Source organism: Sodalis sp. RH14 (assembly GCF_047324285.1).
In the GTDB taxonomy this organism is placed as follows: Bacteria; Pseudomonadota; Gammaproteobacteria; order Enterobacterales; family Enterobacteriaceae; genus Acerihabitans.
Map to the genome: position 1 here is coordinate 712835 of NZ_CP178739.1, position 18973 is coordinate 731807.

At 56.5% G+C, this 18973-nt stretch carries 17 protein-coding genes and 2 tRNA genes; 17 read left to right on the top strand and 2 right to left on the bottom strand.

All coding sequences use genetic code 11. The annotated features are described in order from the left end of the window. Nucleotides 1–68 precede the first annotated feature (68 nt). Nucleotides 69–545 (top strand): transcription elongation factor GreA, encoded by a 477-nt coding sequence (gene greA, locus ACL2XQ_RS03125; protein WP_410016519.1) that lies wholly within the window; start codon nt 69–71, stop codon nt 543–545. A gap of 107 nt (nt 546–652) precedes the next feature. Here greA and yhbY read toward each other — a convergent pair whose 3' ends face one another. Next, nucleotides 653–946, bottom strand: a complete 294-nt coding sequence (gene yhbY, locus ACL2XQ_RS03130; RefSeq protein WP_162364080.1) for a ribosome assembly RNA-binding protein YhbY — start codon at nt 944–946, stop codon at nt 653–655. 146 nt (nt 947–1092) lie between these two features. On the opposite strand from yhbY, the gene rlmE reads away from it, so the two are divergent. From rlmE to secG, 5 genes are all read left to right on the top strand, one after another. Continuing rightward, nucleotides 1093–1722, top strand: coding sequence for a 23S rRNA (uridine(2552)-2'-O)-methyltransferase RlmE (gene rlmE / locus ACL2XQ_RS03135; RefSeq protein WP_162364079.1), 630 nt, complete (start codon nt 1093–1095; stop codon nt 1720–1722). A 55-nt stretch (nt 1723–1777) separates the two neighbouring features. Then, entirely contained in the window at nt 1778–3709 is a 1932-nt protein-coding gene (gene ftsH, locus ACL2XQ_RS03140) for an ATP-dependent zinc metalloprotease FtsH (protein WP_410016518.1), read from the top strand. A gap of 246 nt (nt 3710–3955) precedes the next feature. Beyond that, nucleotides 3956–4801, top strand: coding sequence for a dihydropteroate synthase (gene folP, locus ACL2XQ_RS03145; RefSeq protein WP_413740050.1), 846 nt, complete (start codon nt 3956–3958; stop codon nt 4799–4801). Further along, nucleotides 4798–6135: a phosphoglucosamine mutase gene (glmM, locus tag ACL2XQ_RS03150; protein WP_410016516.1), complete on the top strand. Its 1338-nt coding sequence runs from the start codon at nt 4798–4800 to the stop codon at nt 6133–6135. Before folP ends, glmM begins: the two co-directional genes overlap by 4 nt. Nucleotides 6136–6336: 201 nt before the next feature. Continuing rightward, on the top strand, nt 6337–6669 hold the full coding sequence (gene secG, locus ACL2XQ_RS03155) for a preprotein translocase subunit SecG (RefSeq protein ID WP_410016515.1): 333 nt from the start codon (nt 6337–6339) through the stop codon (nt 6667–6669). Nucleotides 6670–6783: 114 nt separating this feature from the next. On the opposite strand, the gene ACL2XQ_RS03160 is transcribed toward secG, so the two are convergent. Further along, nucleotides 6784–6912: a hypothetical protein gene (locus tag ACL2XQ_RS03160; protein WP_410016514.1), complete on the bottom strand. Its 129-nt coding sequence runs from the start codon at nt 6910–6912 to the stop codon at nt 6784–6786. Between ACL2XQ_RS03160 and ACL2XQ_RS03165 the strand changes: the two genes are divergently transcribed. From ACL2XQ_RS03165 to nlpI, 11 genes are all read left to right on the top strand, one after another. Then, nucleotides 6887–6973 (top strand) — tRNA-Leu (locus ACL2XQ_RS03165). The two genes, ACL2XQ_RS03160 and ACL2XQ_RS03165, sit on opposite strands and share 26 nt — an antisense overlap. A 306-nt stretch (nt 6974–7279) precedes the next feature. Beyond that, on the top strand, nt 7280–8368 hold the full coding sequence (locus ACL2XQ_RS03170) for a hypothetical protein (RefSeq protein ID WP_413740051.1): 1089 nt from the start codon (nt 7280–7282) through the stop codon (nt 8366–8368). 373 nt (nt 8369–8741) lie between these two features. Continuing rightward, a tRNA-Met gene (locus ACL2XQ_RS03175) sits at nt 8742–8818 on the top strand. A gap of 217 nt (nt 8819–9035) precedes the next feature. After that, complete coding sequence (gene rimP / locus ACL2XQ_RS03180; protein WP_410016512.1) at nt 9036–9488, top strand: ribosome maturation factor RimP; 453 nt, start codon at nt 9036–9038, stop codon at nt 9486–9488. A 21-nt stretch (nt 9489–9509) separates the two neighbouring features. Continuing rightward, entirely contained in the window at nt 9510–10997 is a 1488-nt protein-coding gene (nusA, locus tag ACL2XQ_RS03185) for a transcription termination factor NusA (RefSeq protein WP_410016511.1), read from the top strand. A gap of 25 nt (nt 10998–11022) precedes the next feature. Next, nucleotides 11023–13731 carry a translation initiation factor IF-2 gene (infB, locus tag ACL2XQ_RS03190; protein ID WP_410016510.1) on the top strand — a complete coding sequence of 903 codons (2709 nt, stop codon included), beginning with the start codon at nt 11023–11025 and terminating at the stop codon, nt 13729–13731. A 64-nt stretch (nt 13732–13795) separates the two neighbouring features. Beyond that, nucleotides 13796–14209, top strand: a complete 414-nt coding sequence (gene rbfA / locus ACL2XQ_RS03195) for a 30S ribosome-binding factor RbfA (protein WP_410016509.1) — start codon at nt 13796–13798, stop codon at nt 14207–14209. Next, a complete protein-coding gene (gene truB / locus ACL2XQ_RS03200; RefSeq protein WP_413728887.1) occupies nt 14209–15150 on the top strand; it encodes a tRNA pseudouridine(55) synthase TruB in 942 nt (313 codons plus the stop codon). The genes rbfA and truB overlap by 1 nt, the downstream gene beginning before the upstream one ends. 117 nt (nt 15151–15267) lie before the next feature. Next, nucleotides 15268–15537, top strand: coding sequence for a 30S ribosomal protein S15 (gene rpsO, locus ACL2XQ_RS03205; protein WP_331123068.1), 270 nt, complete (start codon nt 15268–15270; stop codon nt 15535–15537). Between the two features lie 238 nt (nt 15538–15775). Further along, complete coding sequence (pnp, locus tag ACL2XQ_RS03210) at nt 15776–17893, top strand: polyribonucleotide nucleotidyltransferase (protein WP_410016507.1); 2118 nt, start codon at nt 15776–15778, stop codon at nt 17891–17893. A gap of 149 nt (nt 17894–18042) precedes the next feature. Then, complete coding sequence (gene nlpI / locus ACL2XQ_RS03215) at nt 18043–18927, top strand: lipoprotein NlpI (protein ID WP_410016506.1); 885 nt, start codon at nt 18043–18045, stop codon at nt 18925–18927. Nucleotides 18928–18973 lie beyond the last annotated feature (46 nt).

Genomic DNA, 18973 nt, shown 5'->3' on the forward strand with positions numbered 1-18973 from the left:
GTGACAACATTCAGTACCGTCAGGACGGCGACTATTTTAGCAGGATGTATTCATTTAGAGGTATTGCCATGACACCAATTCCGATGACTTTGCGTGGTGCCGATAAGCTGCGGGAAGAGCTCGAGTTTTTGAAAAGCGTCCGCCGCCCGGAAATTATCAAGGCCATCGCCGAGGCTCGCGCGCACGGCGATCTGAAGGAAAACGCGGAATACCATGCCGCGCGCGATCAGCAAGGGTTCTGCGAAGGCCGTATCCAGGAAATCGAAGCGAAGCTGTCCAACGCGCAGATTATCGATGTCACCAAGATGTCGGCCGGCGGCCGGGTGATTTTTGGCGCTACGGTCACTATCCAGAACCTGGAAAACGAAGACGAGCAGACCTATCGCATCGTTGGCGACGACGAGGCCGATTTTAAACAAAATCTTATTTCCATCAATTCCCCCATGGCGCGGGGTCTGGTCGGCAAGGAAGTCGGCGATATCGCCCTGATCCGGACACCCGGCGGCGATGTGGAATATGAGATTTTGCAGATAGAATATCTTTAATACGCTGAAAAAGCGGAATGAGATGATTTGTAAAGAAAGGAAAAAGGCCGTAAGCGGCCTTTTCCTCTATCGGGGAACATGGCACCTTTTCAGCAGAAAAGGTGTATTCAGCGCGGTAAAGTGATTTTATGGTCTTTACCCGGCCGGTACAGAACCAGGACGCCGCCGATGGCCTGCACGTTGACGGCGCCGGTTTCACGCACGATGGCATCCGCGATAAGCGTTTTGGTCTCGCGTTCTTCCGCGGCAATTTTCACTTTGATAAGCTCATGATGTTCAAGAGCCTGTTCAATTTCTGCCAGCACGCCTTCGGTCAGGCCGTTATTGCCCAGCATGACGACCGGTTTTAGCGGATGAGCCAGGCTTTTCAGGTGCTGTTTTTGCTTATTATTAAGATTCATTTGTCTTTTTTGCTTACGTTGGGATTGAAAACGGTACATTCTACCGCCATCTCATGGTTATCACCAAATCGGTCGTGATTGTATCTGGCGCACGAGTGCCCGCATCCCATCACAAATGCACTCTTTCAGGATAGTTGGAAAACACGATGACCACCAAAAAGCGTTCTGGAAGCTCCAGTCGATGGCTACAGGAACACTTTAGCGATAAATATGTTCTCGAGGCACAAAAAAAAGGACTGCGTTCGCGTGCCTGGTTTAAACTTGAAGAAATACAGCAGGGCGACAAACTGTTCAAACCGGATATGGCGGTCGTGGATCTCGGCGCCGCGCCCGGCGGCTGGTCGCAGTATGTCGCCACGCAAATTGGCAAGAAAGGGCGTATCATCGCCTGTGATATTCTCCCCATGGATCCCATCGTGGGCGTCGATTTCCTGCAAGGCGACTTTCGCGACCCGCTGGTGCTGCAGGCCTTGCTTGAAAGGGTAGGCGAAAGCAAAGTACAGGTGGTCATGAGCGATATGGCCCCTAATATGAGTGGCACGCCGGCCGTTGATATTCCCAAGGCCATGTATTTAGTCGAATTGGCCTTGGAGATGTGCCGGGATGTACTGGCACCTGGCGGCAGTTTTCTGGTTAAAGTCTTTCAGGGAGAAGGTTTTGATGAATACCTGCGGGAAATTCGCTCCCTATTTACGAAGGTAAAGATTCGTAAGCCAGACGCTTCGCGCGCACGATCGCGGGAAGTGTACATTGTGGCGACAGGGCGCAAATTATAGTACCCTACGCTAATTGTTAACACCGTTGTAATATGAGGTTAATCCCTTGAGTGACATGGCGAAAAACCTGATTCTCTGGTTGGTCATCGCAGTAGTGCTGATGTCTGTATTTCAGAGCTTCGGGCCCAGCGAGTCCAATAGCCGTAAGGTGGATTACTCTACCTTTATGTCTGAATTAAATCAGGATCAGATTCGGGAAGCGCGTATTAACGGACGTGAAATTAACGTTACCAAGAAAGACAGTAACCGCTATACCACGTTTATCCCGGTCAATGATCCCAAGTTGTTGGATATCCTGCTGACCCGGAACGTTAAAGTCGTCGGTGAGCCGCCGGAAGAACCAAGCCTGCTGGCCTCGATCTTTATTTCCTGGTTCCCGATGCTGTTGCTGATAGGCGTCTGGATCTTTTTTATGCGTCAAATGCAGGGCGGCGGCGGCAAGGGGGCGATGTCCTTCGGCAAGAGCAAGGCCCGGATGCTGACTGAAGATCAGATCAAAACCACCTTTGCCGACGTTGCGGGCTGCGACGAAGCAAAAGAAGAAGTCAGCGAACTGGTCGATTACCTGCGTGAACCGAGCCGCTTTCAGAAGCTGGGCGGGAAAATCCCTAAAGGCGTGCTGATGGTCGGGCCGCCCGGGACCGGTAAAACCCTGCTGGCCAAGGCCATTGCCGGTGAAGCCAAAGTCCCGTTCTTCACCATTTCCGGCTCGGATTTCGTGGAAATGTTTGTCGGCGTCGGCGCGTCGCGTGTGCGCGACATGTTTGAACAGGCAAAGAAAGCCGCGCCATGCATCATCTTTATCGATGAAATCGATGCGGTGGGGCGCCAGCGCGGAGCGGGCTTGGGCGGCGGTCATGACGAACGCGAACAGACCCTGAACCAAATGCTGGTGGAAATGGATGGCTTCGAAGGCAATGAAGGCATCATCGTTATCGCGGCGACCAACCGTCCCGACGTGCTGGACCCGGCGTTGCTGCGTCCCGGCCGTTTTGACCGCCAGGTGGTCGTCGGCCTGCCGGATGTGCGCGGCCGTGAGCAGATCCTGAAAGTCCATATGCGCCGGGTACCGTTGTCCACTGATATGGACCCGTCGGTTATTGCCCGCGGCACCCCCGGTTTCTCGGGCGCCGATTTGGCCAACCTGGTCAATGAGGCCGCGTTGTTTGCCGCCCGCGGCAGCAAACGCGTGGTCTCGATGGTGGAATTTGAAAAGGCCAAGGATAAAATCATGATGGGCGCCGAACGCCGCTCCATGGTGATGACCGAAGCGCAAAAGGAATCCACCGCCTACCACGAGGCGGGCCACGCCATTATCGGTCGCCTGGTGCCCGAGCATGATCCGGTGCATAAGGTGACGATTATTCCGCGCGGCCGCGCGCTGGGCGTGACGTTCTTCCTGCCGGAAGGCGACGCCATCAGCGCCAGCCGCCAGAAGCTGGAAAGCCAGATCTCCACGCTGTACGGCGGCCGTCTTGCCGAGGAAATCATTTACGGCGTGCAGAAGGTTTCCACCGGCGCGTCCAACGATATCAAGGTGGCAACGTCCATTGCGCGCAATATGGTGACCCAGTGGGGCTTTTCCGAAAAGCTGGGGCCGCTGCTTTACGCCGAGGAAGAAGGCGAAGTGTTCCTGGGCCGCTCGGTGGCTAAGGCCAAGCATATGTCCGATGAGACGGCGCGTATTATCGACCAGGAGGTGAAATCCCTGATTGAACGCAACTATGCCCGGGCGCGCACTCTGCTGATGGAAAATATGGATATCCTGCATTCGATGAAGGATGCCCTGATGAAATATGAAACCATCGACGCCCCGCAAATCGACGATTTAATGGGCCGTAAAGCAGTGCGTCCGCCCGCGGGCTGGGATGATTCGCCGAGCAATCACTCCTCCGACAACGGCGGCACGCCTAAAGCGCCGACGCCGGTGGATGAACCCAACACCCCGACCGGCAACACCATGTCGGAGCAGTTCGGCAACAACTAAGCGCCTAAACAAAGCGTGGTGCCCGTACTCTCCTCCAACAGCCCCGGCTCAGCAGCCGGGGCTTTTTTATGCCTGGCCGGCCGGCGCGCGTCCCTGGTCGCGTTGTGCTCCTGCCGGTGTCCTAATGCGCATCGCAATGCTAAGATATGCCCGCGGCCGTATTCCGGCCTCTTCCCATTACGTTTTTAACGACGATGACGCCAGGACGCCGATTCGCACCACGTATTGCTCAAAGGAGAAAATCGTATGCAACTTCAGCTTGGCCAGCGCGTACTCGATCTGGGTTCCCCGCAGGTGATGGGGATCCTGAACGTCACGCCGGACTCCTTTTCCGACGGCGGCAAGTATCGCCGGCTTGACGCGGCGCTGGCCCATGCGCAGGCCATGGTTGCGGCCGGCGCGACGCTGATTGATATCGGCGGGGAATCCACCCGGCCCGGCGCCGCCCCGGTAAGCGACCAGGAAGAGGCTGACCGCGTGCTGCCGGTCGTCAGCGCGCTGGCGCAGCGGCTGGATGTGGCAATCTCGGTGGATACCTCGCGCGCGCTGGTGATGCGCGAGAGCGCGGCGGCGGGCGCCCATTTGATAAACGATATCCGCGCCCTGCGCGATCCTGGCGCCCTGGAGGCGGCCCGCGACAGCGGACTGCCGGTTTGCCTGATGCACATGCAGGGTGAACCGCGATCCATGCAGCAGGCGCCGCATTATGACGATGTCCTGGCGGAGGTAGATCGCTTTTTCGCCGGGCGTATCGCCGACTGCGTGGCGGCGGGAATCCCGAAAAACAAGCTATTGCTCGATCCGGGTTTCGGTTTCGGCAAGGATTTGGCGCATAATTACCGCCTTCTGGCCCGGGTGGGGGATTACCATCATTTCGGCCTGCCGCTCCTGGTGGGGATGTCGCGCAAATCCATGATAGGCCAACTTAACCAGGCGCCCGCGGAACAACGCGTTATCGGCAGCGTGGCCTGCGCGGTGATTGCCGCCATGCAGGGCGCGCAGATAATTCGCGTCCACGATGTCAAGGCAACCGTCGAGGCGATGCAAATCGTCACCGCGACTCTTTTAGCGAAGGAATCACTATTTGTATGAGTAACCATAAATACTTTGGCACCGACGGTATTCGCGGCAAGGTCGGCGAAAGCCCCATTACCCCTGATTTTGTGCTGAAGCTGGGATGGGCGGCGGGCAAGGTACTGGCGCGACATGGTTCGCGTAAAATCATTATCGGCAAGGACACGCGCATTTCGGGATATATGCTGGAGTCGGCGCTGGAGGCGGGGCTGGCCGCGGCGGGATTGTCCGCCGCCTTTACCGGGCCGATGCCCACCCCGGCCATTGCCTACCTGACCCGTACCTTCCGGGCGGAAGCGGGCATTGTCATTTCCGCCTCCCATAATCCCTATTACGACAATGGCATCAAATTTTTCTCCATCGACGGCACCAAGCTGCCGGATGCGGTGGAGGAGGCCATCGAAGCCGAGCTGGAAAAAAACCTGACCTGTGTGGAAAGCGCCGAGCTGGGCAAGGCAAGCCGCATTGTCGACGCGGCGGGCCGCTATATCGAGTTCTGCAAAGGCACGTTTCCCAGCAACAGCAGCCTGAAGGGATTAAAAATCGTGGTGGATTGCGCCAACGGCGCCACTTACCACATCGCCCCCAGCGTGCTGCGCGAACTGGGGGCGCAGGTGGTGGCCATAGGCTGCCAGCCGGACGGCATGAATATCAACCAGGAGTGCGGCGCCACCGACGTGCGCCTGTTGCAGCGGCGCGTGCTGGAAGACAAGGCCGATCTTGGCATTGCTTATGACGGCGACGGCGATCGGGTGATTATGATCGACCACCTGGGCAACAAGGTGGACGGGGATCAGATCCTCTATATCATCGCCCGGGAAAAACTGCGCCAGGGCCAGCTCAGCGGCGGCGTGGTGGGTACGCTGATGAGCAATATGGGGCTGGAACTGGCGCTTAGGCAGTTGGGTATCCCGTTTGTGCGCGCCAAGGTAGGCGACCGTTACGTGCTGGAGAAAATGCAGGAGAAGGGCTGGCGCATCGGCGCGGAAAATTCCGGCCACGTGATCCTGCTGGATAAGACCACCACCGGCGACGGCATTATCGCCGGATTGCAGGTTCTCTCCGCCATGGTGGGCAATCATATGACCCTGCACGATCTGTGCAGCGGCATGCGTCTGCTGCCGCAAATCCTGGTGAATGTGCGCTTTGCCGGCATCGGCGATCCGCTGGAATCGGCGGCGGTAAAACAGGCGCAGGCGGACGTCGAGATAGCCCTGGCGGGGCGCGGCCGGGTGCTGCTGCGTAAATCCGGTACCGAACCCCTGATCCGGGTTATGGTGGAGGGGGAGGATGCGGAACAGGTTAACCGCCTGGCGCATCTTATTGCCGATGCGGTAAAAGCGGCGGATTAAGCGGCATGGCGCGCGGGCAAGCGCGCTTCCCGCTGCGCGGATGACGTTTTTTTCCGCAATCAGCGCGTTAGCCGCAATTTGCCCTTGCACGACTTAACGGCTTTAGTTAGTATTCACACCCGCTCCAGTCGGAGATTGTGACAACCGGATTGGGGCCATAGCCTAACGCGCGGTTTAACCCGCAAGGATACTGAAAAGATTATGTACGAAGCTCTGTTAGTCATATTCCTGTTGATAGCTGTCGGGCTGGTTGCGCTGATTATGCTGCAACAAGGTAAAGGTGCTGATATGGGGGCCTCTTTCGGCGCAGGCGCTTCCGCGACCCTGTTCGGTTCGAGCGGTTCCGGTAACTTCATGACCCGTGTGACGGCCGTGCTGGCAACGCTGTTTTTTATCCTCAGTCTGGTGTTGGGCAACCTTAGCGGCAGCCACAGCCAGAAAGGCAGCGAGTGGGATAATTTGAACCAGGCTCCGCAAGCGCAAAAGGCACCGTCCGAAGCGCCGGCGAAACCGAATAACGATATCCCGCAGTAATAGGTACCGTTTTATCTGAAGCGACGGGCGAAAAGAAACACGCCGGAGTGAGCAAATGCTGGTATGCCCAAGTGCGGGTGTCCAGGGATGTCGGTGTGCAGAAATGCCGGTATCTCACAATAGCGTCACGGCGTTAAGTAATACCTGAAAATAACCGGTAACCAGCCGGATAAAAAGATAACTGGTTGCGCAATGCAGCGGATGTGAAAAAATCAGTGCCGAGGTGGTGGAATTGGTAGACACGCTACCTTGAGGTGGTAGTGCCCGATTGGGCTTACGGGTTCAAGTCCCGTCCTCGGTACCAAGTTTAAATAGAAGACGTCGCTGGACGTCTTTTTGCTTTTTAAGCACCGTCAAACCGGCGGGCAAACAGGCTTACCCTTCTTCAATTCGATGTTACCCTAATCTTCCCCCTTGAATGACACCCCTCTTTCCCGTGCCGGCATTCATTTGACCATAAGCGATTTATACAATTATACGCCCATGCGATATGAGAAATTAGCAGCGAAATAATTTTACATGGCCGGCTTTGGGCCGGGATGGCGGATCGCGCCAAGAGTATTGTCGCCAAAATGCATCCGAGCATTTAATGAAAAAGTGGGGGAGTAAAATGACAACAGTATCCTTTACGCCAGGGCAACAGCCCCCGGAATACAGGGGTTGGCAAGAGCGGTTAACGCGCACTGAGCAAGATAAAATCGACGCCGCCGCCGCCGGGCGGGCGCTAAAAAACATGGGTTCCGCGTTTGTCGGTAAACTCTCCGGGGCAAAGAATTCACTGCTGACGCTGCGCTCCGGTATTAAACAAACATCCTGGGCGGTTGGACATGGCATGGCGCGTCTGTTGGATAAACTCGCCATCGCCGGCAAGAGGATAGCCGCCGCCGCGCGCCGCTCTTCCCATGCAAGCGTTAGGGATATGCTCACCAAGCCGGTCTATAGGACCGTGCGGCCTGACCATGTTATCGGCCCCTTGCTGAATGACGGCGATTCACTGGCAGTCAATGGTAAAGAAATCAGGGACTATTTAATCAATAACCCCGGCAGTCCCCTTTTTGCCTCCGGCAATATCAAGATTACCGGACACACCATTAGCTTCATGCAGCCGGAGACTATCCCGGGTACCGCGATGACCATTACCGGGCTGACCCTGGATAGCCGGGATAGCCACAGCGGCGAGGTACTCGGCGCGCTAAGGGAGGTTTTGCAGGATCCCAAAGCAATCTTCGGCAGCCTGGCTGAGTTATGCGCAATAATGACCGTGAACGACAAGCTCAACGTCGTGAAGATGCGCACCGCGCAGCTTATCGCTGACCAGTTGAACCAACCGTCGGTGAGGAAGGCATTGGTAACGCCGAAGTACGAATCGGCGATCAATAGCCTGGTGGCATATGACCCCAGAACGGATACCTATAAGCCCTGGTTTACCCCTACGGCGCTTCACCGGAACGTCACGCCGCCCGGCGAACCGGCTTTTGCGGCGCGCGCGCCTGAAAAGCCGGTGGTCCCGCCGCGTCCGCCATGGCTTAGCAACGCCAGGTCAGTGGCGGTTCCAGACCGGACGGCGGGTACTGAGTCCACCATTGCCGGGGGCGTTAATAACGGCGCCGTTAATGCGCCGGTTGGGCGCGCGGGACCAACGGTCCACGATGCCGGCAAGAGCGTGGCAGAGCTGCGCAAGCTATTTGATAAGCCATGACTCTCGCGGTATTGCCTGTGATGGTTGGCCGGGAAAAGCATAGCCGCGCGCGCTGTGCTTTTCGCCCGCGGGTCGACGCTCTCTTCCCATCACCGGATGTCGGCGCGCGCTGAAAGAAGGCTTGCCCGACCGCCGGTGTTATGAAATACTCTGCCTCCCCAATCGCTAACGTCAGCCGCGTGCGGTTTCTACCAGGCGTTGCAGTATCGGTGGTTTGCCGGCGTCATTTTCCGCTAGGAAAAAAACGCTATGGCCCTTAAAAGGCCGTAAATACATGAGATTGGCGGGATCTTTTGCTCAACGTTACCGTTTGTTATGTAATGATAACTTGCTTTTTTATGGTTATCGGCGTAATATTTGCAACGTTTTCAGACGCGGGGTGGAGCAGCCTGGTAGCTCGTCGGGCTCATAACCCGAAGGTCGTCGGTTCAAATCCGGCCCCCGCAACCACTTTCCCTTAGAGTTCTTTTTCAAATATACTGCCCAGTACGTTATACTGTTTGATATCGCAGCGGCGTTTGAAAAAAGATTCTATGGAATGTTGTAAAGCCGCTTTGCGGCTTACAGGGTCCCAGTCGCAAAAAGCCCCGAATTTTCGGGGTTTTTTGTTATTAAACTACAGAAATACTGGGCTTTTTAGCCCTTTTTTTATGTCTTGGGGGTGGGCTTGTCCACATTAGAACAAAAATTGACTGAGATGATCGCCGCACCGGTGGAAGCCTTGGGCTATGAGCTGGTAGGCATAGAATTCATCCGGGGCCGGCAGTCAACGTTACGCATCTATATTGATAGTGACAAGGGTATCACCGTCGATGATTGTGCTGATGTCAGCCGCCAGGTCAGCGCGGTGCTCGACGTCGAGGATCCGATCCAAGTGGCCTACAGCCTCGAGGTGTCTTCTCCGGGCCTCGATCGTCCGTTATTCGCCGCCGCGCATTATACGCAGTTCATCGGTGAAGAAGTCAGCGTGGTTTTGCGCATTGCGGTGCAAAACCGTCGCAAATGGCAGGGAATCATTAAAACGGTTGACGGCGAAATGATCACGGTGACGGTGGAAGGAAAAGATGAAGTGTTCGCTTTAAGCAACATCCAGAAAGCGAACCTGGTACCCCACTTTTAACGTTTTAATGAGGCAACTAGGATGAATAAAGAAATTCTGGCTGTTGTTGAAGCAGTTTCCAATGAGAAAGCGGTTCCGCGCGAAAAAATTTTTGAAGCGCTGGAAACTGCACTGGCTACGGCAACAAAGAAAAAATACGAGCAAGAGATTGAGGTTCGTGTCAATATCGATCGGAAAACCGGCGATTTCGAAACCTTTCGCCGTTGGGTCATCGTGAATGAAGTCACGCAGCCGACGCGCGAAATCACCTTTGACGCGGCGCAGTTTGAAGATCCGGCGGCCGTATTAGGCGGTTACGTCGAGGACGAAATTGAATCCGTGGTATTTGACCGCATCACGACCCAAACCGCTAAACAGGTTATCGTCCAGAAAGTGCGTGAAGCCGAACGCGCCATGGTCGTGGATCAGTTCCGCCAGCATGAAGGCGAAATCGTCACCGGCGTAGTGAAAAAAGTCAATCGCGACAATATCAGCCTCGATTTGGGCAGCAACGCCGAAGCGGTGATTGGCCGTGAAGACATGCTGCCGCGCGAGAACTTCCGCCCCGGCGATCGTATCCGCGGTGTTCTTTATTCAGTACGTCCGGAAGCACGCGGCGCCCAGCTGTTTGTGAGCCGTTCCCGCCCAGAAATGCTGATAGAATTATTCCGTATCGAAGTACCGGAAATCGGCGAAGAGGTCATTGAGATCAAGGCCGCCGCCCGCGATCCGGGTTCACGGGCTAAAATCGCCGTGAAAACTAACGACAAGCGTATCGATCCGGTCGGCGCCTGTGTCGGTATGCGCGGCGCGCGCGTACAGGCGGTGTCCAGCGAATTGGGCGGCGAACGTATCGATATCATCCTGTGGGATGATAATCCGGCGCAGTTTGTCATCAACGCCATGGCCCCGGCCGACGTGGCCTCCATCGTGGTCGATGAAGACAAGCACCAGATGGATATCGCGGTGGAATCCGGCAACCTGGCCCAGGCCATCGGCCGTAACGGGCAGAACGTCCGCCTGGCCTCGCAGCTAAGCGGCTGGGAGCTGAACGTGATGACCGTCGAGGATCTGCAGGAGAAACATCAGGCCGAAGCCCATGCCGCCATCGATATCTTCACCAAGTATCTGGACATTGATGAAGAATTCGCCACGGTACTGGTTGAAGAAGGCTTTTCCTCATTGGAAGAACTCGCGTATGTCCCAATGAAGGAACTGCTGGAAATCGAAGGGCTTGATGAAGAAATGGTAGAAGCGTTGCGTGAGCGGGCGAAAAACGCCCTGACCACGCTCGCCCTGGCGCAGGAAGAGAATCGCGGCGGGGGCAAGCCGGCTGAAGACCTGTTAAGTCTACCGGAGCTTGAGCGCGAAATGGCGTTCAAGCTGGCGGAGCGCGGTGTTTGTACGCTGGAAGATCTTGCCGAACAGGGTGTCGATGACCTGTCAGATATTGAAGGGCTGAGTAGTGAAAAAGCCGGTGAGCTGATTATGGCCGCGCGCAATATCTGTTGGTTTGGCGACAACGCGTAATAAACTGTAGCAGGAAAGGAACAGCATGACAGATGTAACCGTAAAATCGCTCGCCGCAGAAATTCAGACTCCGGTCGATCGCCTGGTACAGCAGTTTGCTGATGCTGGTATCGACAAGACCGAAGCCGATTCTGTGACCCAGCATGAAAAACAAACGTTATTAGCGCACCTGAACCGTGAGCGGGGCAGCGCGCCGAATAAACTCACTTTACAGCGTAAAACCCGCAGTACCTTGAATATTCCGAGTACAGGCGGTAAAAGTAAATCGGTGCAAATAGAAGTCCGCAAGAAACGCACGTACGTGCAACGCGATCCCCAGTCCGCCGAACAGGCGGAAGCGGAAGAGCTGGCTAAACGTGAAGCGGAAGAACTGGCCCTTCGTGAGGCTGAAGAGCGTGCTGCGCATGAAGCCGCTGAAAAAGCCAAGCATGAAGCCGAAGAAAAAGCAAAACGTGCGGCCGACGATAAAGCCAAACGTGAGGCCGCTGATACAGCGAAGCGTGTGGCAGCGGAAAGTGAAAAATTGACCAACCAGCAGACCAATAATATGACTAAGTCACCACAGGCGGTCGAAAAAGCCCGCCGTGAAGCCGAGGCCGCTGAGCTTAGACGTAAAGCGGAAGAGGAAACGCGTCGCAAGGTTGAAGAAAGTGCACGCCTCGCTGTCGAAGAAGCCAAGCGGATGGCGGAAGAAAACGGCGGCACCTGGGTTGCCACGCCGGAACCGACGGAAGAAGATGCCAGTGACTATCACGTCACCACCTCTCATCACGCCCGCGAGGCGGAAGATGAAAACGACCGTAAGGTCGAAGGTGAGCGTCGCGCCCGCACGCGCGGCGGCAAGGCGACCAAACAGAAAAAGACCAGCCGTCTGTCCGAATCCAAGGCCGACCGTGAAGAAGCGCGCGCCGTGGGCCGTAAAGGCAAGCGCAAGCCAAGCACGCTGCAGCAGAGCTTTAATAAGCCCGCCCAGATCGTTAACCGCGATGTGGTGATTGGCGAAACCGTCACCGTTGCCGAACTGGCCAATAAAATGGCGGTGAAAGGTTCCCAGGTTATCAAGGCGATGATGAAACTCGGCGCCATGGCGACCATCAACCAGGTTATCGATCAGGAAACCGCGCAGCTGGTGGCCGAGGAAATGGGCCATAAAGTTATCCTGCGCCGCGAGAATGAACTCGAAGAAATGGTGATGAGCGACCGCGATATCGACGCGGCGGCCGAACCCCGCGCGCCGGTGGTGACCATTATGGGTCACGTCGACCATGGTAAGACCTCGTTGCTCGACTATATCCGCTCCACGAAAGTGGCGGCAGGCGAAGCCGGCGGCATCACCCAGCATATCGGCGCCTACCATGTGGAAACCGAGAATGGCATGATCACTTTCCTGGATACCCCCGGACATGCGGCGTTTACCGCCATGCGTGCGCGCGGCGCCCAGGCGACGGATATCGTGGTGCTGGTCGTGGCCGCTGACGACGGCGTGATGCCGCAGACCATCGAGGCCATTCAGCACGCCAAGGCGGCGAAGGTGCCGGTCGTGGTGGCGGTGAATAAAATCGACAAACCCGAAGCCGATCCGGATCGGGTGAAGAACGAGTTAACCCAGTACGGCGTGATCCCGGAAGAATGGGGCGGCGAAAGCCAGTTCGTCAACGTGTCGGCGAAATCCGGCGTCGGTATCGACGAACTGCTTGACGCTATCCTGCTGCAGGCCGAAGTGCTGGAGCTTAAAGCCATCCGCAACGGCATGGCCAGCGGCGCGGTGATTGAATCCTTCCTGGATAAGGGCCGCGGCCCGGTTGCGACCGTACTGGTGCGCGAAGGCACGCTCAATAAAGGCGATATCGTCCTGTGCGGCTTTGAGTACGGCCGTGTGCGCGCGATGCGCGACGAGTTGGGACGTGAAGTCTCCTCGGCCGGCCCCTCCATCCCGGTAGAGATCCTCGGCCTGTCCGGCGTGCCCGCCGCGGGTGATGAAGCCACGGTGGTGCGTGACGAGAAGAAAGCGCGGGAAGTGGCCTTATACCGTCAGGGCAAATTCCGCGAAGTCAAACTGGCGCGCCAGCAGAAGTCCAAGCTGGAGAATATGTTCGCCAATATGACCGAAGGCGAAGTCTCCGAGCTGAATATCGTGCTGAAAGCCGACGTTCAGGGCTCCACCGAAGCGATTTGCGATGCTCTCGAAGCCTTGTCCACCGCTGAGGTTAAGGTCAAGATTGTCGGCTCCGGCGTCGGCGGCATCACCGAAACCGATGCCACCCTGGCCGCGGCGTCCAACGCCATCATCCTGGGCTTCAACGTTCGTGCCGATGCCTCCGCCCGCCGGGTGGTTGAAGCGGAAAGCCTGGACCTGCGCTACTACTCGGTTATCTATGACCTGATTGATGAAGTCAAACAGGCCATGAGCGGTATGCTGGCCCCGGAATATCGCCAGGAAATCATCGGCCTGGCCGAAGTGCGCGATGTGTTCCGCTCGCCGAAGTTCGGCGCCATCGCCGGTTGTATGGTGACGGAAGGCGTGGTGAAGCGTCACAACCGTATCCGCGTGCTGCGCGACAATGTCGTGATCTACGAAGGCGAGCTGGAATCCCTGCGCCGCTTCAAGGATGACGTCAACGAAGTGCGCAACGGCATGGAATGTGGTATCGGCGTGAAGAACTACAACGATGTCCGTCCGGGTGATGTGATTGAAGTCTTCGAAACCATCGAGATTCAACGCACCATCGAGTAAACCGCCGCGAACATTTATTGATGCAAGGGGGCTTATGCCCCCTGTTTTGTCTGGAGAAATTATAATGGCAAAAGAATATAGCCGAACCCAGCGCGTCGCCCAGGAAATGCAAAAAGAAATTGCCATCATCCTGCAGCGCGAAATCAAAGATCCCCGCGTCGGCATGGCCACCGTCTCCGGCGTGGAAGTGTCGCGCGACCTGGCCTACGCCAAGGTGTTCGTGACCTTCCTTAATGATAACGAACCACAGCAGATAAAAATCGGCATCACCGCGCTGCAGGACGCCTCAGGGTTTATCCGCAGCCTGCTGGGCAAGGCCATGCGCCTGCGCGTCGTGCCGGAACTGACCTTCTCCTACGATAACTCGCTGGTGGAAGGCATGCGCATGTCCAACCTGGTCAGCCAGGTGGTGCAAAAAGATCGCGCCCGCCGCAGCGAAGCCGAACCCGACGAGGGCGGCGAGGGCAAGGAAGACTGATGGGCCGCCCAAGTCGTCGCGGCCGCGATATTGACGGCATCGTATTGCTGGACAAGGGGATGGGCCTCTCCTCCAACGATTTGCTGCAAAAAGTTAAGCGGCTGTTCCACGCCAATAAAGCCGGGCACACCGGCGCGCTGGATCCGCTCGCCACCGGTATGCTGCCCATTTGCCTGGGGGAAGCGACTAAATTCTCCCAGCATCTGCTTGATGCGGACAAGCGCTACCGGGTGGTGGCCCGGCTGGGCCAGCGCACCGATACCTCCGATGCCGAGGGCATTATCATCAGCGAGCGTCCGGTGGCAATCGATCAGGTCCGGCTGGAGCAGGCCCTGGCGCGCTTTCGCGGCGAAACGCCGCAAACGCCCTCGATGTATTCGGCGCTGAAATACCAGGGCAAACCGCTGTATGAATATGCGCGCCAGGGAATAGATGTACCCCGTCCCACGCGTTTGATTACCCTGTATGCGCTGGAGTTGATCCGCTGGGATCAGGATAGCGTCGAGCTGGAAATCCATTGCTCGAAAGGCACCTATATCCGCACGATCGTCGACGATCTGGGCGAAATGCTGGGCTGCGGCGCCCATGTGATTGTTCTGCGCCGCCTGGCGGTGGCGCGTTATCCCGCGGAGCGCATGGTCACGCTGGAACAGTTGCAGGCGCTGGCCGCCGCCGATCCGCTGGCGCCGGCCACCCTCGCCGCGCTTGACAGCCTGCTGCTGCCGATGGACAGCGCGGTGGATGATATGCCCGAGCTCAATTTGCCGCCGGCCGCCGCCGGCCTGGTCAGAATGGGCCAAACGGTCGCCACGGCCGATGCGGCGCGGACGGGTATGGTCCGGTTGACCGAAGGGGTGGAACGGCGCTTTTTCGGCGTGGGGGAAATCACCGAAACCGGCCTGGTCGCCCCCCGGCGGCTGGTGGCCGAACCGCGCGTTTGATTGAGTGCGCGCCTTGCGATCGGGGTGCGCTAAGAGTAGAATAGCGCGGCTTATGAATGGGGTTGCTGAATTAGAGATCGGCGCCTGTGTATTTCACAATAAATCTGGAGTGTTATAATGTCTCTAAGTGTTGAAGCGAAAGCTAAAATTGTTACTGATTTCGGCCGTGATGCCAACGATAGCGGTTCCACCGAAGTACAGGTTGCTCTTTTGACCGCTCAAATCAGCCATTTGCAAGGCCATTTTGCGGAACATAAAAAAGATCACCACAGCCGTCGTGGCCTGCTGCGTATGGTTTCACAGCGTCGTAAGCTGCTTGACTACCTGAAAGGTAAAGATGTCGCACGTTACACCGGCCTGATCGAGCGCCTGGGCCTGCGTCGCTAAGCCAGACAGTTTCGGTAGAAAGGGGCCTTATGTGGCCCCTTTCTTCTAGGGAGCAATAACCTTTCCCGGTAATGCGTTGTTGCTTAAGTAGATTCTTCAATTGCTGACATACGCGCGGCTAATGAGAGACTTTATCCGCAGGGTAAGGATTGTCATTAGTCGCGAGGATGCGATAAGAAGATGGGTTAGTCATCGGTGAGTTTTTCTGATTATGCTCACCCTGAAAAAGGATATCATTTTGCTAAATCCGATCGTGCGCAAGTTTCAATACGGCCAACATACCGTCACCCTCGAAACCGGTATGATGGCTCGCCAGGCGACCGCCGCCGTGATGGTCAGCATGGACGACACCGCGGTATTCGTTACCGTGGTCGGGGCCAAGCAGGCCAAGCCGGGACAGAGTTTTTTCCCGCTGACCGTGAACTACCAGGAAAGAACGTATGCCGCCGGGCGTTTCCCGGGTGGCTTCTTCCGTCGCGAAGGCCGTCCCAGCGAAGGCGAAACCCTGATTTCCCGTCTGATTGACCGTCCGATTCGCCCGCTGTTCCCGGAAGGCTTCCTCAATGAAATCCAGGTGATTGCCACCGTGGTATCGGTCAATCCCCAGGTAAGCCCGGATATCGTGGCGATGATTGGCGCTTCCGCCGCCCTCAGTCTGTCCGGCATTCCGTTCAGCGGCCCGATCGGCGCGGCGCGTGTCGGTTATATCGATAGCCAGTACGTCCTGAACCCGACCATGGCCGAACTGGCCGTAAGCCGTCTGGACCTGGTGGTCGCCGGCACCGCGAACGCCGTGCTGATGGTTGAGTCCGAAGCGCAGCTGCTAAGCGAAGACGAAATGCTGGGCGCGGTGGTGTTCGGCCACGAACAACAGCAGATTGTCATCGACAATATCAATGCCCTGGTTGCCGAAGCCGGCAAACCGAAATGGGAATGGCATGCCCCGGAAGTCAACGCCGCGCTGCAAAGCCGCGTTGCCGCACTGGCTGAAGGCCGCCTGGGCGATGCTTACCATATTACGGAAAAACTTGAGCGCTACGCCCAGGTCAACGCCATCAAGGCCGATGTGGTTGCCGCGCTGCAGGCCGAGGACGACACCCTCGACGAAGGCGACATCAAGGAACTGCTGGGCAGCCTGGAAAAAACCGTGGTCCGTAGCCGCGTATTGCGTGGCGAACCGCGTATCGACGGTCGCGAAAAAGACATGATCCGCGGCCTGGATATCCGTACCGGCGTACTGCCGCGCACCCATGGCTCCGCCCTGTTTACCCGCGGCGAAACCCAGGCGCTGGTGACCGCCACCCTCGGCACCGAACGCGACGCCCAGAACATTGATGAGCTGACCGGCGAGCGTACCGACCGTTTCCTGCTACACTATAACTTTCCTCCGTACTGCGTTGGCGAAACCGGTATGGTCGGCTCGCCGAAACGTCGCGAAATCGGCCATGGCCGCCTGGCGAAACGCGGTGTGCTGGCGGTAATGCCTAAAGCGAGTGAATTCCCGTATACCGTGCGTGTGGTATCGGAAATTACGGAATCCAACGGTTCTTCGTCCATGGCCTCCGTTTGCGGCGCGTCATTGGCCTTGATGGACGCAGGGGTGCCTATCAAGGCGGCCGTTGCCGGCATCGCGATGGGCCTGGTGAAGGAAGGCGACAATTTTGTGGTCCTGTCCGATATCCTGGGCGACGAAGATCATCTTGGCGACATGGATTTCAAGGTGGCCGGCAGCCGTGAAGGCGTGACCGCGCTGCAAATGGATATTAAGATTGAAGGCATCACCCGCGAAATCATGCAGGTGGCGTTAAACCAGGCCAAAGGCGCCCGGTTGCATATCCTGGGCGTGATGGAACAGGCTATCAGCCTTCCGCGCGGCGATATCTCCCAGTTCGCGCCGCGTATCCATACCATTAAAATCAGTCCCGACAAGATCAAGGACGTGATTGGTAAAGGCGGCTCGGTTATCCGCGCGCTGACCGAAGAAACCGGCACCACCATCGAAATCGAAGATGACGGTACGGTGAAGGTGGCGGCGACCGATGGTGAAAAAGCCCGTCATGCCATTCGTCGTATCGAAGAGATTACCGCTGAAATCGAAGTGGGCCGCATCTATAATGGTAAAGTGACCCGTATCGTTGATTTTGGCGCGTTTGTGGCCATCGGCGGCGGCAAGGAAGGTCTGGTGCATATCTCGCAAATCGCCGACAAGCGCGTGGAGAAAGTGTCCGACTTCCTGCAGATGGGTCAGGAAGTCCCGGTTAAGGTCCTGGAAGTCGATCGCCAGGGGCGTGTGCGCCTGAGCATCAAGGAAGCGACCGCGCCCGGGCAGGATCAGGTTGTGCCGGAAGTAGAATAATCAGCACGGAATTAGAGTAGAATAACTGTTAGCGCATTTTACAGCTCCTTACCGGGTAGGGAGCTGTTCGTATCACAAGGGCGGGACGCCTTGTGTTAAGCCGATGGGGGACAGGACGTTCATCCAATGTTTTTCTTCGGGAGTGGGAAATGAGGCCTTACTTGCGCTGGTGGTTCGTTGCGATGGCGTTTATGCTGGCAGGATGCAGCAACATTGATTGGCGTAAAGATGACGTTTTAGCTGTGCCATTACAGCCGACGTTACAACAGGAAGTCATCCTGGCACGCATGGAACAAATCCTGGCGAGCCGGGCACTAACCGATGATGAACGAGCACAGCTATTATATGAGCGCGGAGTGCTGTATGATAGTCTCGGGTTGAGAGCGCTGGCGCGAAATGATTTTTCACAAGCGTTGGCTATCCGGCCTGATATGCCTGAGGTTTTTAACTATCTCGGCATTTATTTGACGCAGGCAGGCAATTTTGATGCTGCCTATGAAGCGTTTGATTCTGTACTAGAGCTTGATCCAACTTACAACTACGCGTATTTAAACCGTGGCATTGCCTTGTATTATGGAGGCCGCTACCGTTTGGCGCAGGATGATCTGCAGGCGTTTTATCGCGACGACCCAAATGATCCTTTCCGTTCGCTGTGGCTTTATCTGGTTGAGAAACAAATCGATACCAACAAAGCCAAAGATGCGCTGACTCAGCGCTATAAAAAAGCGAACAGGGGGCAATGGGGATGGAATATTGTCGAGTTCTACCTGGGGGACATCAGTGAAACTACGCTGATGGAGCGCCTTAAGGCGGACGCAACGGATAACACTTCGCTCGCCGAGCATCTCAGTGAAACTGACTTCTATTTAGGTAAGCATTACCTAAGTCTGGGGGACAAGAACTCCGCTTCGGCGCTGTTCAAACTGACGGTCGCTAACAACGTACATAACTTTGTTGAGCACCGCTATGCATTGTTGGAATTGGCGCTCTTAGGCCAAGGGCAAGACGACCTATCAGAATCGGACCAGCAATAGCTGACGAACTAAACTATTCAGCCCATTACCTTTTTTATCATCTGCA

Coding starts and splice junctions, on each gene's coding strand:
- yhbY (WP_162364080.1), bottom strand. CDS start 946: ATGAATCTTAATAATAAGCAAAAACAGCACCTGAAAAGCCTGGCTCAT.
- secG (WP_410016515.1), top strand. CDS start 6,337: ATGTACGAAGCTCTGTTAGTCATATTCCTGTTGATAGCTGTCGGGCTG.
- ftsH (WP_410016518.1), top strand. CDS start 1,778: ATGGCGAAAAACCTGATTCTCTGGTTGGTCATCGCAGTAGTGCTGATG.
- truB (WP_413728887.1), top strand. CDS start 14,209: ATGGGCCGCCCAAGTCGTCGCGGCCGCGATATTGACGGCATCGTATTG.
- rbfA (WP_410016509.1), top strand. CDS start 13,796: ATGGCAAAAGAATATAGCCGAACCCAGCGCGTCGCCCAGGAAATGCAA.
- rlmE (WP_162364079.1), top strand. CDS start 1,093: ATGACCACCAAAAAGCGTTCTGGAAGCTCCAGTCGATGGCTACAGGAA.
- greA (WP_410016519.1), top strand. CDS start 69: ATGACACCAATTCCGATGACTTTGCGTGGTGCCGATAAGCTGCGGGAA.
- nlpI (WP_410016506.1), top strand. CDS start 18,043: ATGAGGCCTTACTTGCGCTGGTGGTTCGTTGCGATGGCGTTTATGCTG.
- nusA (WP_410016511.1), top strand. CDS start 9,510: ATGAATAAAGAAATTCTGGCTGTTGTTGAAGCAGTTTCCAATGAGAAA.
- glmM (WP_410016516.1), top strand. CDS start 4,798: ATGAGTAACCATAAATACTTTGGCACCGACGGTATTCGCGGCAAGGTC.
- rpsO (WP_331123068.1), top strand. CDS start 15,268: ATGTCTCTAAGTGTTGAAGCGAAAGCTAAAATTGTTACTGATTTCGGC.
- ACL2XQ_RS03170 (WP_413740051.1), top strand. CDS start 7,280: ATGACAACAGTATCCTTTACGCCAGGGCAACAGCCCCCGGAATACAGG.
- infB (WP_410016510.1), top strand. CDS start 11,023: ATGACAGATGTAACCGTAAAATCGCTCGCCGCAGAAATTCAGACTCCG.
- folP (WP_413740050.1), top strand. CDS start 3,956: ATGCAACTTCAGCTTGGCCAGCGCGTACTCGATCTGGGTTCCCCGCAG.